Origin of the sequence: Sphaerisporangium siamense, from assembly GCF_014205275.1 — a bacterium.
GTDB classification, from domain to species: domain Bacteria; phylum Actinomycetota; class Actinomycetes; order Streptosporangiales; family Streptosporangiaceae; genus Sphaerisporangium; species Sphaerisporangium siamense.
In genome coordinates, this window is sequence record NZ_JACHND010000001.1 from 2338982 (window position 1) to 2351389 (window position 12408).

Genomic DNA, 12408 nt, shown 5'->3' on the forward strand with positions numbered 1-12408 from the left:
CCGCCCTTGATAGACGTACAGATAGGTTACTTTCTGATCTTGATCAGGTGCCCGCGTCGCTGGCCTGCGCGAGTGGGATGGCGCTGGTCCAGGTGTTGTCCAAGCTAGTGAGGTAGGTCGTTGCGGTGCTGGTGTCGTCACCGGCGTGGATGTGCATGACGGGGGCTTGGGCGGCGGGGGTGGCGTAGGCGTGGAGGTTGACGAGGAGGTTGTCGTCTGCTCGGTAGATGGAGTTGTAGAGGACGGTGCGGTGTAGGCGGATCTCTACGCCCTCGACGTCCTGGAGCGGCTCGTAGAGTTTGATGGCGTTGTGGATGCGGGCGGTCATGAGGTCGGGGCCGATGCCTTCGTCTGTTCCGCGGGCGGCGACGTGGGGGCTTTCCGGGTTGCCGAGCATGATGCGGACCTGGGCGCCGGCTTGGGCTCGTTCGGTGATGAGTTGGAGGATGCCGGTGTTCTCGGCGAGGAAGAGGCCGCTGTAGACGAGGATGTCGATGTGGTGGTGGGCTGAGGCGAAGAGTTGGCGCCAGAGGGCTTGGGGGACGGTCCAGCGGTGGGGGTAGACGGCTTTGATGTCGCGGCCGATGGGGCGGTGTGGTTTGGCGGCGTCGGGCCAGAGGTCGGCTTCGTCGACGTGGAGGAGGTCGGCGACGGCCCAGCGGTGGCGGGGGTGGGGGATGCGGCCTTTGAGCCAGCGGTCGACGGTTTTGGGGTCGACGGCTAGGGCCTGTTTCGAAGTCCGCTGTGTGACGGCGTGTCATGTCCGGACATGCAGTGAGGTCTCCGATAGAAGGTTGATCGACCAAGAAGAACCTTCACACCGGAGACCTCGTGGCCACCTTAGCGGTGACGAGGCGGTTTGACCTGACCGATGCGCAATGGGCACGCCTGGAGCCGCTGCTGCCCGCGCCAAGGAGATCAGGACGGCCGTCGAAGTGGAGCAAGCGGCAGCTCATCGATGGGATCCGCTGGCGGGCACGGGTGGGAGCGCCCTGGCGGGATGTGCCGGAGTGTTACGGCTCCTGGCAGGCGGTGTACGGGTTGTTTCGCCGCTGGCAGCGTTCCGGCGCCTGGTACGGCATCGTGACCGGCCTGCAGGCGATGGCCGATGCCGCACAGCTGATCGGCTGGCAGGTCGGGGTGGACTCCACGATCGTGCGTGCGCACCAGCACGCGGCCGGTGCTCGCAAGGATGCGACGTTGCAGGCCGAACCGCCTGGCGGGGTGCGGACCGAGCCGGCCGATCACGCTCTGGGGCGCTCGCGGGGCGGGTTGTCGACCAAGCTGCACCTGGCGTGTGAGCGGGGCCGAAGGTTGCTGTCGCTGGTGGTGACGGCCGGGCAACGCGGGGATGCACCGCAGTTCGACGCGGTCATGGCCGGGATCGGCGTGTCCCGGCCGGGACCGGGGCGGCCTCGTACCCGGCCCGATGTGGTGCTGGCCGACAAGGCGTACTCATCGCGGGCGATCCGTGCTCACTTGCGCCGGCGCCGGATCGGGTGCGTCATCCCTGAGCCTGCCGACCGGATCGCCGCCCGGCTGCGGCGCGGCAGCCGCGGCGGCCGTCCTCCACAGTTCGACCCGGCGCTCTACCGCGCCCGCCACGCCGTGGAATGCGGCATCAACCTGCTCAAACGCAACCGTGCCATCGCAACCAGGTACGACAAACTCGCCGTCCGCTACGAGGCCACCGCCCACATCGCCGCCATCAACGACTGGCTCACCTGTCTTCGAAACACGCCCTAGGTGGGTGGCGATGTCGACGGTTCGCATGCGGGCTTGGGTGAGTGCGTGGCGGAGGTTGTCGTTCATGCGGTTCCTCCTTGGCGGATGCACCGGCATCGCGAAGCTAGCATAAGACGTCCCTAGACGTCCCTGACTGTGGTGTAGAAGTTCCAGGCCGGGGAGCAGGCTCGTTGGCACGCAGCGTGATCGCGATGGGGCGGCGCGCGGGAGCGGAAGGGTGCCAATGGGCAAGTTCAACGAGAAAGAGCGGCCGTACATGGACCGGCTGCTCCTGGGGCTACGTGACCGCCTGGTCCACTTGGGCGTGGAGGTCCATCACCTGTCCGACCAGAACGACCGGCCCTGTCTGGAGGTGTTCGACGGCCATCTCCGTGCACGCCGGGTGTACGCACATCTGGCCTTCATGTGGTTCTTCTGGGGGTCACTCAACGACGAGCGCACCTCGTGCCACGACCTCGACGGCGCGGCGGAGGTCATCGCGGCAGCGGCGCAGGCCGGATGGCCTGCGGAGGAACAGGGGCATCTCGGGCCGGACCTTCAGAAGATCCTGGACGCCTACCAGTCGTGAGCGACTCAGAAGACGGCGGATCGGCCGAAGGCAGCACTCTGCGCAACTGGCTGACCGGGTGGCGGGTCTACTTGCAGCTCGCCGACCGGCTACGGGACCGGATCACCACGGGGCTGTATCCGGCAGGCAGCTACCTTCCATCGGAAGCGTCGTTGAGCCAGGAGTTTCGCGTGGCTCGGAATACGGTCCGGCGGGCGCTGCGCGTCCTGGTGGAGGAGAACTTGGTGGCATCAGTCCGCTCCAAGGGGCATCTGGTGTTGCGTGAAGAGGTTCGCCACCTGGATCGGGAGTACCTGTATCAGGCGATCGCGGCTGAACTGCGCGAGCAGATCGAGTCCGGGCGGTTGCCGCCGGCAGGCAAGGTGACCAGTGAGCGAGATCTGCGCCTGCACTATGCGGCCTCCCGGACGACGGTACGTCAGGCGCTTCAGGTCCTGGAGAGCGATGGGCTGATCGTGGCGGTCCACGGGAAGGGCCGGTTCGTCCGTCCTGACGGGGAAGCACGTCCATAGACGTCTTGGACGTCTCAAGACGTCTAAGACAGATCCCTGGATCGGGACGGAAGGGGCCTGCGATCGTGAACACCATGAGGGACAAAAGCATCGCCTGGGCCCGTGAGCTGGCACGAAAGACACTGCAAGACGCGCTCCCGCGTCGGTGGGAGCATTCGTTCGGGGTCGGCCGGCGGGCTGAGCAGCTCGCCCCGATCCTGGGCAAGGATGCTGAACTGCTGATCATGTCGGCGTACCTGCATGACATCGGGTATGCCCCGGACCTGGTGGACACCGGGTTTCATCCTATTGACGGCGGGCGCTACCTGCGGGATGTCCATGGGGCTGATGAGCTGCTGTGCAAGCTGGTCGCGCACCATACATGCGCGGAGATCGAGGCCGACGGCCGCGGCCTGCTGGACATCCTGCGCAGTGAGTTCCCAAAGCAGCGGCCGGACTTGGTGGAGGCGCTGACCTACTGCGACATGACCACCAGCCCGGATGGCGTGCCGGTTGAGGCGGTGGACCGGCTGGCCGAGATCCGGCAGCGCTACGGCCCGGACGACCTGGTCACCGCCACCATCATCAAGGCCACCCCGTGCATCATGTCGGCCGTGCGCGCCATAGAGGGACGGCTGGCGCTAGCCGATGTACGGCCCGCCGACACCGCTGAGGTAGTGCCCCATGCGCAGTCGCATCGAGCGATCCATCCGAAGCTGTTCAACCTGGTCCCGGCTTATCCAGCGCACTTCGCGTGACTCGTCGCTGGGTGTTGGCTCGCCGCTGACGGCGCGGGCGGTCAGAACGATGGAGAACTCTTGCCGGACCTCGCCGTTGCTGGTGTAGAGGATCACGTGCTTGGGGTCGCTGTAGGTGCCAACAATCCCGGTGATCTCACACTCGATGCCGGTCTCTTCGCGGGTCTCGCGTACGGCGGCCTGGGGGATGGACTCGCCCAGATCGATGGCTCCGCCGGGGACGGCCCAGTTGTCGTTGTCGGAGCGGCGGATCATCAGGATCTCGCTGGCCTGGTTGGTGACCACGACGTTGACCGAGGGAACGAGGCTGTTGGCCGCGGGTGCCTGCGGGTCGTCGTAGAAGTCGATGCGGCGGGCCATGATCTAAGACTCTACCGGGGTGGCCTGCTCCCATACCCGTTCGAAGCTGGCCGCGTAGGTGGCCACCATGTCGCCGCCGATCACCTTCTTCAGGTGCAGGACGGGGGCGTTGGCGGCGGGCTGGCCGTACACATGCGGGTTGACCAGGACCTGATCATCGGCGCGGTAGATCGAGTTGTACAAGATGGTGCCGTGTAGCCGGATCTCCACGCCTGCGATGTCGCGGATGGGTCGGTAGAGGACCAGGGCGTTGCGGGTCTTGGCGGCCATCGCCCCGCCGATGCCCTCGTCCGCGCCCCGCTGAGCTACCTGCGGTGAGTGCGGGTCGCCGAGCAGGATGCGAACCCGGACTCCGCTGTCGGCCTTGTCGCCGAGAAGTTTGACCATGCCGGGGTCGTCGGCAAGGAACATGCCGCTGTAGACCAGGATGCCGATCTCCCGCTGGGCTTCGGCGAACAGCCGTCCCCAGATGTCCCGGGGGACGGCCCAGCGGTGCGGGTAGATGTGAACGATCTCGCTCTCGCCGGCCGCGGTGACCTGCTCAGGGGTGAGGGCATCCGGCCACAGGTATGCCTCGTCCACCTGCAAGAAGGTGGCGATGACGTAGCGGTGTTTGCGGTAAGGGCGGCGTGCCTGGGTGATCCACCGCTCGACGGTCTTGGGGTCCACGGAGGTGGCAACGGCCAGGTCGCCGATCGATACGCCGCGTTCCAGCAGCGCTGCGCGCAACCTCTCGTTGCCCATATCACCTGCTCGCAAGGACGTCCAAGGACGCCAAAACCCTAGTCGGGACGTCTTGCACACGTCCAGTCGTGTACTGATCTCGTCCCTACGTTGCGTCGCATTCTCGTCTCGCACCGCGAAACCGACCGTGAGATGAGAGGAGAACCGCAGATGACCGACGAGATCCCCCCGCTGGATGAGACCCCGCCGTGCGCGTGCGGCGCCCGGATGCCCAAGGGAGCCGACGCCTGCCGTAAATGCGCGGCCGTGTTGCGCTGGCACCGCCGTCAGGCCAGATGGCGCAAGGGCAGAGGCGGCAGCACCCGCCCGGCCGGACGTCCCCGTCGCCCCGGCTCCAACGGTCCGGGCGCTGCGGCGGCCATCGTCCTGGCGATAACCATCACCGGACTGGCGCTGGCCGCGCAGAGCGCTGGGGTGATCTGGTCATGACCACGCTGCTCCCCCTGGCCGTGATCGCGCTCGGCGTAGCCGGGATCTTCGCCTTCGTCATCGTGCTGGTCGGCGTCCGCCAGGAGGACCGGCGGATGCGCCTACCGGTCACCCCGGAGACCAGCTCGGCGGCGTTCGCCCGGCGGGTCATCGGTGTTCACGTCCGCGACAACCGCCCCGGACGAGGGGATGCGGATGTCAGCCTCGCGGCGACCGGCGGGGCTTGCCAGACTGCGGGGGCGACAGTTGTGACTCCACGCGTTCGAGCCGCTCAGTGAGCTCCTTGATGCTCGCGCGGATCTCCGCCACCTCATCGGCGGTCGCGGCAGGGGAGTCGCCGGCCGTGGTGCCGATCTCGCGGACGTACACGCCCTTGCCCTGCTGGCCGATGACCAGTCCTTCGTTTCGCAGGATGCCGACGGCCATCTTCACCACCGACAGTGACGCGTCGAACTGCTCGGAGAGCCGGTTCGTGGAGGGCAACAGATCGCCCGGCGCCAGCGTCCCGCGGCGGATCTGCTCGCGCAGTTCGTCGGCGATCTGAAGGTACCCGGGACGGCCGGTCTTCTTGACCATTCCCCAAGTTCAGCACACTCGCCCGACCAAGCCAACCACGATGTCATTGACAACCGAGCCAACTAGGTTAACTATGTTGGCTAAGACAGATAAGGAGGTTCGCTCATGCGCAACATCCCGATCCCCGTCGACATCAACAAGCTGAGCTTCACCTGCGTGAAGGCGCCCCGGCCCCGCCTGGTCAACTCCGACACCGGCGAGATCAAGAAGGACAAGGACGGCCAGATCGTCCACGAGGTCGTCCTGCTGGTCGAGGACGAGACCGGCCGGATCGAGCTGGTCAAGGTCGGCGTGTCTGGCGACTCCCCGATCTCTCCTGGGAATGAGGTGATACCGGTCGGCCTGGTCGGCTACGTCTGGGAGATCGGCCAGCGGTGGGGCATCTCCTACCGCGCCGCCGCCTTCACCCCGGCGGGGGCGGGCGCCCATGCCTGACCTGCTGCACCTGCTACTCGGGATACTGGCCTACCTGGCCGCCCTGCTCACTGCGGCCTGGACCTGGCGGCACTGGCACTACCGGTCGTACTGGCTGACCATCGGCTACACGCTCACCGCGATCGGTGTGCGAGTCACCTGGCGCAAGGTCGCCCTGGGCTGCGGGCTGACCAAGAAGCAACACCGCTGGTGGTTCACCGTCGTTCCGCGCGCCGTCGTCTCCACCGGGCTCGTCAAGGTCCGCCGTCGCGTGCAGCGGGTCGCCGTCGACGTCAAGCCATGGATGTGGCTTCCCCTGCCGACCCGGTACGGCTGGCGCGTCACCGTCCGCCTGTTAGAGGGCCAGGTCCCGGGCGACTACGCCGATGCCGCCGAACGGCTGGCGCACTCCTGGGGCGTTCACGCGGTCCGGGTGTCCTCCCCTCGGCCGGGGCGGGTCGTGCTGGCCGTGACGATCCGCGACCCGCTGGTCCGGCTGGACACCTTGCCGGCCTCCGGTGAGCTGCTGACGGTCATCGTCGGCAAACTGGAGACCGGCGGGCCGTGGGTCATCGACTTCCGTACTGTTCCGCACTGGCTCAACGCGGGCGCCACTCAATCCGGCAAGTCGAACCTGGCCAACGTGCTGATCGTCGGGCTGGCGCCGCAACCGGTCGCCCTGGTCGGCTTCGACCTCAAAGGCGGTGTCGAGTTCGCTTCGTATGGGCCGCGGCTCTCAGCGCTGGCCACCGATCGGGCCGAGTCGCTGGCGCTGCTGGATGACCTGGTCGCGATGATGCTCGATCGGATGGGCCTGTGCCGTGCGCATGGTGCTCGCAACATCTGGCAGCTCCCGGCGGGGCTGCGGCCGGTGCCGGTCGTGGTCCTGGTCGACGAACTCGCCGAGTTGTACCTGATGGCCGGCAAGTCCGAGAAAGACGAGGTCGCCCGTACCTCCACGGCTCTGCTGCGCATCGCTCAGCTCGGCCGCGCGTTCGGTATCTACCTGTTCCTGTGCGGGCAGCGCATTGGCTCCGACCTCGGCCCGGGTGTCACCGCGCTGCGCGCTCAGTGCTCCGGGCGCATCTGCCACCGGGTCAACGACCCCGAAACCGCGACCATGACCCTCGGCGACCTCGACCCCGCCGCGCTGCTATCCGCTCGCGCGATCCCCGCCGAGACGCCGGGGGTGGCCATCGTCGCCTCGCAAGACGGCCAGTGGTACCGGGCGCGCTCGTTCTACGTCGCTGAGCACATCGCCGAACACGCCGCCCGTATCTATGCCCACCTGACTCCGTCCTGGGCCGATCTCACCACTGGCGCGCACCGCGGGGAGGTGACCGAGACCGATATCCCCGTCCTGCTCGACGCCTGACCGGCTTACTCGTCACCGCTGCCGCTGATCAGAAAGGGGAAACGATGCGACGCTTCGCCGCCTGGCTGGCCGACTCCGGACCGGTCATCATCCTGGCCGCCATCGCCGGCGCCGGATCGTTCACCCACATCCGCGACACCGCCACCGCCCACGGACAACACGGCTGGATGGCCTGGGCCATCGCGATATGCATCGATTTGACCTGCGTCATGGCGGCGCGCGAACGCCAACGCGACAAGAAGACCGGACATCCCCGGACCGGTTGGGCGTCCTGGCCGACTCTGGTCCTGACCGGCGGCGTCGTGCTGTCCCTGGCCGCCAACCTGGACCAAGCCCAACCAACGGCCTGGGGCTGGATCGTCGCCGCCACCCCCGCCGGCGCGTTCCTCGTCGCCGTGTCGATGCTCGAACGCCGCTTCTCCGCACCCCGTCCCACGCCGTCCCCGGACCCGTCCTCGGTGACGGTCACCCCGTCCCCGGCCTCACCGGAACCCGTCCCGCCGTCCTCAACCGCCCCGGCGCTCGTCCCCGGTAACCAGGACGACAAGGACGGCCAGGACGAGGCGTCAGGACCATCCCCGGAACTGCTCGACTACGCCCGCAAAGTCGCCACCGACTACCACACCCAGCACCACAAACCGATCAGCCGCGACGCCCTGCGCGCCCGACTCGGCGTGTCCAACCAGCTCGCCTCCGACCTGCTACGCCACCTGCGAACCGCATCCGACCCCATCTGATCACTCGACGAAAGGAGAACCTGGATGACCAACGACCGGATCGCCTGCATCTCCGGCCTTCGCGACCTGGCCGACTTCCTCGACACCAACCCTGATATCCCCACCCCGTGTCAGGACATCACCGCCTACTACCTGCCCGAGCGGGCCACGGACTCCCAAATGTGCGAGGAGATCGACAAGATCGCCGCCTATCTGGGCAGCGAGATCGACCCCGACGGGCTGCCGGGCGGCCACTACCGCACCTCGCTCCGATTCGGCCCGGTCGAGTACCGCGCCGCCGCCATCCTGGCCAGTGCTCGCGCCCGCTTCACAGCCGAAATGAGCTACGCCGGCTGCGTAACACCCGACAGTCCGCATGAGTGAGACCGACCCCGCGGACGAGGTGATCGTCATCCGCTACCGCTGCTGCACCTGCAACGGCACCGGACTCGACACCCACGGCGCCACCTGTGGCGACTGCTCCGGCGTCGGCATCGACAACCACGGGGCATAGCCCCGGCGCCCCCGGCCTGGCCGCACATCCGCCAAGACACACGCCAGGTCGGGGGCCATCCCTCCACCCGAAACGAGCGAAAGGAGGACACCATCTTGCCCGCATCCACCATCAACCCGCACGCGATCGCCGCCATGGTCGCTCGTCTCGACGATCCCAGCTACGACCGGTGGGCCGCACAGATCCGCCGCACCGGCGGGTGCCGCCAACCCATCAACATGCGCGGCACCGTCCTGCACATCGACCCCGCCACCGGCCGGCGCCTGCACACCTACACCACCCACACCGAACCCGGCGGCGTCCTGCGCCTGCCCTGCAAGACCCGGCGGGCGAGCCGCTGCCCCGCCTGCGCCAAGACCTACCGCGCCGACACCTACCAACTCATCCGCGCCGGCCTGACCGGCGGCAAAGGCGTCCCGGCCTCCGTCAGCGAACACCCGTGCCTATTCGTCACCCTGACCGCACCCTCCTTCGGCCCGGTGCACACCAGACGAGAGCAGGGCGGCAAAGTCTCGCTCTGCCATCCTCGGCGCGACGCCAGCCCATGCCCACACGGCCGCGTCATCTCCTGCACCGCCCGCCACACCGCCGACGACCCGCAACTCGGCGAACCGCTGTGCCCGGACTGCTACGACTACACCGGCTCGGTGCTGTTCAACGCCTCCGCCTCCCTGCTGTGGGCACGCTTCGCCGACGCCCTACGCCGCCGACTCGCCACAGCCGGCGGACTCAGCCTGCGCGAACTCCCCGGGCACCTGGTCCTCTCCTTCGCCAAGGTCGCCGAATACCAGCGCCGCGGCGTCGTCCACCTGCACGCCGTGATCCGCCTCGACGGCCCCAACGGGCCAACCTCCCCGCCTCCGGCCTGGGCCACCACCGACCTTCTGCCCACGGCCGTACAAGGCGCCGCCCCGGCCGTCTCCGTCCGCATCTCCACCACTCAAGACGAGCCCGTACGAATCCTCCGCTGGGGCCGACAGCTCAACATCCGCCCCATCACCGCTGGCGGCCTGTCTGAACAGAGCGTCGCCGCTTACATCGCCAAGTACGCCACCCAAGCCGCCGAATGCGTCGGCACCCTCGACCGCCCCATCCGCCCCCTGGAGAACCTCGACGCCCTCGGCCTACGAGACCATCCCTGCCGACTGATCGCCGAATGCTTCCGCCTCGGCGCCCTGCCCCGCCTGGCCGAACTCCGCCTCACCCACTGGGCCCACATGCTCGGCTACCGCGGCCACTTTTCCACTCGCAGCCGCCGCTACTCCCTCACCCTTGGCCGACTTCGCACCATCCGCATCGACTACGCCCGACAGCGCGAGATCACCACCGGTCGGCTTCCCATCCTCCCTGAGGACGAGCCGGTCACCGTCGCCCGCTGGGCCTACGCCGGTCACGGCCTGACTCCTGGGGAACAACTCCTTGCCGCTGCGCTGGTCGGTGACCCCGGGCTCGGCCTGGATGGCGCCCGATGACGCGCAGGGATGAGCTGCTAACGCTGCCCGAGGTGCTCGACGAACTCGGCGGGGTCTCCCGCCGGACCTTCTATCGCTGGCGCGAACTGGGCCGTGCCCCGGTCTGCCTCCAGCTCCCGAACGACGAACTCCGCGTTTGGCGGAGCGACCTGATGGCCTGGCTCGACTCGCTGCGGAGAGCTTCGTGAACACCAGCTATGACGTGAAGTTCTGGGAGATTCAGCGCAAGGCGGACCGGAAAACGGTGTCCTTCGTCGTGCGCTGGACCGTAGCGCGCAAGACCAAGTCCAAGAGCTTCCGGACCAAGGGCTTGGCCGAGAACTTTATGTCGGACCTCCGGCAGGCGGCCAAGGCGGGGGAAGCCTTCGACATCACCACCGGATTGCCGGTGTCGATGCTCGCCCCTGAGCCGCCCTCTGGGCCGACGCTTCTGCAGTTCGCACAGTCCTTCGTGGTGAGCCGGTGGCGTGGTTCAGCGGCCCGGACCCGCGAAACAGATGTCTATGGCCTGTTGTCGCTGATCCCGGCGCTGGTGGCCGAGGTACCAGACAGGCCGAGAGACGCGGACCTGCGCGCGGTCCTGCGGGAACATGTCTTGCTGCCCCTCGATCGGCGCTCTGAGGTGCCACGCCACCTCCTGCCGGTGCTGAACTGGCTGGAGAAGGCGTCATTGCCCCTGGTCGACCTGCATGATCCGCGCGTCGCCCGGACCGCGCTCGATGCCATCTCGGTGACCTTCGCCGGCAAGGACGCTGCTGCCAACACGGTGCGTCGCAAGCGGGAAGTCCTTCACCACCTTCTTGAACTCGCCGTAGAGCAGAAACAGCTCGCGGCCAACCCGTTGCACGCGATCAAGTGGGCACCGCCAAAGGCCACCGGCACCGTTGACCCGCGCACCGTCGTCAACCCCGAACAGGCCAGCGCCCTGCTGGCGGCCGTACAGACGATCGGCCGGACCCGTGGCAAGCGCCTGCATGGCATGTTCGCCTGCATGTACTACGCCGCTCTTCGTCCCGAGGAAGCAGCGGGCCTGCGGCGCCAGAACTGCCACCTTCCGGAAGAGGGTTGGGGGCTGCTCATCGTGGAGAAGGCGCGTCCACAGGCCAACAAGAGATGGACCAATTCGGGCGAGACCCACGATTTCCGGGGCCTGAAGCACCGGGCCAAGGACGATACCCGCGAGATTCCCATCCCGCACGTCCTGGTCGTCATCCTCCGGGCGCACATCGAGCTGTACGGCGTCGCCGAGGACGGCAGACTGTTCCGCACCTCCAAGGGGAAGCCGTTCTCCTCCTCCGCGTACTCGGGCGTCTGGCAGCAGGCAAGGCGGCTGGCGTTCACGCCGGAGCAGATGGCATCGCCCTTGGCGGCTCGGCCGTACGATCTGCGCCATGCCGCCGTCTCGCTGTGGCTCAACGCCGGCGTGCCCGCAACTGAGGTTGCCGCGCGAGCTGGTCACAGCGTTGAAGTGCTGCTGAAGGTGTACGTCAAGTGCATTGAGGGACAGCAGACCCACGCCAACAACAAGATCATGGACGCGCTCAGCGGATGAGGCATGCTGGTCAGTGGTTTACCCTCCCAAGGAAGCAAACATCGGATGTTTGCTCTCCCTGCATATGTGCGTAGGTAGTGCTCCTTGTGCCCTGTAGCTCCTTGTTAAAGCCGACATATCCTTCATTTGTGGCAAAGTGGGAGGAATCGGACTTGCTGAGATGGCGCTAGGCGGCCGAACAGCGGGCGCTGGTAGTGATTAGCCATAGCAGCACAGGCGTACCTCTACGAGCGACTCAGCGCCGGCGCCCTCGTGGCGGGTGCAGTCGATCTTCGTTGTCGGCCGAGCTTCGTCCTCTGGGGCAAGATGAGGCTTTGTCCCCACACTACTGCGGTTGATGCCTGAGTCTTCCAGTAGCTAAAGGTGTCCGCCACCTATGTGACGGACACCTTTAGCTACTGCTTTCTACTTCGGATGTCGATCTAAGAGACTGCTCTATCGAAGGATAAGTGTAATCTCGACACCGGAACGAACGAGGATAATCACCGTCAGGATGCTAGCGGCTAACAATCCAATGCGCTTAACGTTTCCGGATAAGACTTTGCCAATCAAGTCTCTAATGGATCGGTTCTTCTTTGGCCGCTTCTTCCTGGGTTGCTTAGCTGGAGGATTTCCTTCTTCGGGTTGGTTCTCCATTTTGCTCCTTTGGTATTCGACTTAGGAGCTAAGGGGAACCAGGCTTTGGGAAATTTA

The 12408-nt window shown here is 66.8% G+C and carries 18 protein-coding genes; 14 read left to right on the forward strand and 4 right to left on the reverse strand.

Annotated elements, in window-relative coordinates:
* Window positions 1–43: 43 nt before the first annotated feature.
* Window positions 44–328: a hypothetical protein gene (locus BJ982_RS10925; RefSeq protein WP_184879083.1), complete on the reverse strand. Its 285-nt coding sequence runs from the start codon at window positions 326–328 to the stop codon at window positions 44–46.
* Here BJ982_RS10925 and BJ982_RS10930 point away from each other — a divergent pair.
* The 5 genes from BJ982_RS10930 (at window position 311) to BJ982_RS10950 (ending at window position 3563) form a co-directional block, all read left to right on the forward strand.
* Entirely contained in the window at window positions 311–511 is a 201-nt protein-coding gene (locus BJ982_RS10930) for a hypothetical protein (protein WP_184879086.1), read from the forward strand. The two genes, BJ982_RS10925 and BJ982_RS10930, sit on opposite strands and share 18 nt — an antisense overlap.
* Window positions 512–846: 335 nt before the next feature.
* The gene (locus tag BJ982_RS10935) at window positions 847–1746 is read left to right on the forward strand and encodes an IS5 family transposase (protein WP_311772216.1); all 900 of its coding nucleotides are present in this window, start codon (window positions 847–849) and stop codon (window positions 1744–1746) included.
* A 223-nt stretch (window positions 1747–1969) separates the two neighbouring features.
* Window positions 1970–2314 carry a hypothetical protein gene (locus BJ982_RS10940; RefSeq protein WP_184879089.1) on the forward strand — a complete coding sequence of 115 codons (345 nt, stop codon included), beginning with the start codon at window positions 1970–1972 and terminating at the stop codon, window positions 2312–2314.
* Window positions 2311–2826 (forward strand): GntR family transcriptional regulator, encoded by a 516-nt coding sequence (locus BJ982_RS10945; RefSeq protein WP_239123796.1) that lies wholly within the window; start codon window positions 2311–2313, stop codon window positions 2824–2826. Before BJ982_RS10940 ends, BJ982_RS10945 begins: the two co-directional genes overlap by 4 nt.
* A 74-nt stretch (window positions 2827–2900) precedes the next feature.
* Window positions 2901–3563 (forward strand): HD domain-containing protein, encoded by a 663-nt coding sequence (locus tag BJ982_RS10950; RefSeq protein WP_184888670.1) that lies wholly within the window; start codon window positions 2901–2903, stop codon window positions 3561–3563.
* Here the strand turns inward: BJ982_RS10950 and BJ982_RS10955 are convergent.
* Window positions 3447–3923, reverse strand: a complete 477-nt coding sequence (locus tag BJ982_RS10955) for an NUDIX hydrolase (protein ID WP_184879094.1) — start codon at window positions 3921–3923, stop codon at window positions 3447–3449. The genes BJ982_RS10950 and BJ982_RS10955 overlap by 117 nt on opposite strands.
* A 3-nt stretch (window positions 3924–3926) precedes the next feature.
* Entirely contained in the window at window positions 3927–4667 is a 741-nt protein-coding gene (locus BJ982_RS10960) for an XRE family transcriptional regulator (protein ID WP_184879096.1), read from the reverse strand.
* Window positions 4668–4817: 150 nt separating this feature from the next.
* Here BJ982_RS10960 and BJ982_RS10965 point away from each other — a divergent pair, with 150 nt between their 5' ends.
* Window positions 4818–5096, forward strand: coding sequence for a hypothetical protein (locus BJ982_RS10965; RefSeq protein WP_184879099.1), 279 nt, complete (start codon window positions 4818–4820; stop codon window positions 5094–5096).
* Between the two features lie 198 nt (window positions 5097–5294).
* Here the strand turns inward: BJ982_RS10965 and BJ982_RS10970 are convergent, their stop codons facing one another.
* Window positions 5295–5672: a GntR family transcriptional regulator gene (locus BJ982_RS10970; protein WP_184879102.1), complete on the reverse strand. Its 378-nt coding sequence runs from the start codon at window positions 5670–5672 to the stop codon at window positions 5295–5297.
* A gap of 105 nt (window positions 5673–5777) precedes the next feature.
* Between BJ982_RS10970 and BJ982_RS10975 the strand changes: the two genes are divergently transcribed.
* The 8 genes from BJ982_RS10975 (at window position 5778) to BJ982_RS11010 (ending at window position 11715) form a co-directional block, all read left to right on the forward strand.
* The gene (locus tag BJ982_RS10975) at window positions 5778–6107 is read left to right on the forward strand and encodes an SCO3933 family regulatory protein (protein ID WP_184879105.1); all 330 of its coding nucleotides are present in this window, start codon (window positions 5778–5780) and stop codon (window positions 6105–6107) included.
* Window positions 6100–7461 (forward strand): FtsK/SpoIIIE domain-containing protein, encoded by a 1362-nt coding sequence (locus tag BJ982_RS10980; protein WP_184879108.1) that lies wholly within the window; start codon window positions 6100–6102, stop codon window positions 7459–7461. The genes BJ982_RS10975 and BJ982_RS10980 overlap by 8 nt, the downstream gene beginning before the upstream one ends.
* Before the next feature lie 44 nt (window positions 7462–7505).
* A complete protein-coding gene (locus BJ982_RS10985) occupies window positions 7506–8198 on the forward strand; it encodes a DUF2637 domain-containing protein (RefSeq protein ID WP_184879111.1) in 693 nt (230 codons plus the stop codon).
* Between the two features lie 24 nt (window positions 8199–8222).
* A complete protein-coding gene (locus BJ982_RS10990; RefSeq protein ID WP_184879114.1) occupies window positions 8223–8561 on the forward strand; it encodes a hypothetical protein in 339 nt (112 codons plus the stop codon).
* A complete protein-coding gene (locus tag BJ982_RS10995; protein WP_184879117.1) occupies window positions 8554–8691 on the forward strand; it encodes a hypothetical protein in 138 nt (45 codons plus the stop codon). Before BJ982_RS10990 ends, BJ982_RS10995 begins: the two co-directional genes overlap by 8 nt.
* Before the next feature lie 95 nt (window positions 8692–8786).
* Window positions 8787–10163 (forward strand): replication initiator, encoded by a 1377-nt coding sequence (locus tag BJ982_RS11000; protein WP_239123794.1) that lies wholly within the window; start codon window positions 8787–8789, stop codon window positions 10161–10163.
* Window positions 10160–10351 (forward strand): helix-turn-helix transcriptional regulator, encoded by a 192-nt coding sequence (locus BJ982_RS11005; RefSeq protein ID WP_184879121.1) that lies wholly within the window; start codon window positions 10160–10162, stop codon window positions 10349–10351. The genes BJ982_RS11000 and BJ982_RS11005 overlap by 4 nt, the downstream gene beginning before the upstream one ends.
* Window positions 10348–11715 (forward strand): tyrosine-type recombinase/integrase, encoded by a 1368-nt coding sequence (locus BJ982_RS11010; protein WP_184879124.1) that lies wholly within the window; start codon window positions 10348–10350, stop codon window positions 11713–11715. Before BJ982_RS11005 ends, BJ982_RS11010 begins: the two co-directional genes overlap by 4 nt.
* Window positions 11716–12408 lie beyond the last annotated feature (693 nt).

Excerpts from the sequence above, each read along its gene's own strand:
- BJ982_RS10925 (WP_184879083.1), bottom strand. The coding sequence starts at position 328 with ATGACCGCCCGCATCCACAACGCCATCAAACTCTACGAGCCGCTCCAG.
- BJ982_RS10940 (WP_184879089.1), top strand. The coding sequence starts at position 1,970 with ATGGGCAAGTTCAACGAGAAAGAGCGGCCGTACATGGACCGGCTGCTC.
- BJ982_RS10950 (WP_184888670.1), top strand. The coding sequence starts at position 2,901 with ATGAGGGACAAAAGCATCGCCTGGGCCCGTGAGCTGGCACGAAAGACA.
- BJ982_RS10955 (WP_184879094.1), bottom strand. The coding sequence starts at position 3,923 with ATGGCCCGCCGCATCGACTTCTACGACGACCCGCAGGCACCCGCGGCC.
- BJ982_RS10960 (WP_184879096.1), bottom strand. The coding sequence starts at position 4,667 with ATGGGCAACGAGAGGTTGCGCGCAGCGCTGCTGGAACGCGGCGTATCG.
- BJ982_RS10965 (WP_184879099.1), top strand. The coding sequence starts at position 4,818 with ATGACCGACGAGATCCCCCCGCTGGATGAGACCCCGCCGTGCGCGTGC.
- BJ982_RS10970 (WP_184879102.1), bottom strand. The coding sequence starts at position 5,672 with ATGGTCAAGAAGACCGGCCGTCCCGGGTACCTTCAGATCGCCGACGAA.
- BJ982_RS10975 (WP_184879105.1), top strand. The coding sequence starts at position 5,778 with ATGCGCAACATCCCGATCCCCGTCGACATCAACAAGCTGAGCTTCACC.
- BJ982_RS10980 (WP_184879108.1), top strand. The coding sequence starts at position 6,100 with ATGCCTGACCTGCTGCACCTGCTACTCGGGATACTGGCCTACCTGGCC.
- BJ982_RS10985 (WP_184879111.1), top strand. The coding sequence starts at position 7,506 with ATGCGACGCTTCGCCGCCTGGCTGGCCGACTCCGGACCGGTCATCATC.
- BJ982_RS10990 (WP_184879114.1), top strand. The coding sequence starts at position 8,223 with ATGACCAACGACCGGATCGCCTGCATCTCCGGCCTTCGCGACCTGGCC.
- BJ982_RS10995 (WP_184879117.1), top strand. The coding sequence starts at position 8,554 with ATGAGTGAGACCGACCCCGCGGACGAGGTGATCGTCATCCGCTACCGC.
- BJ982_RS11005 (WP_184879121.1), top strand. The coding sequence starts at position 10,160 with ATGACGCGCAGGGATGAGCTGCTAACGCTGCCCGAGGTGCTCGACGAA.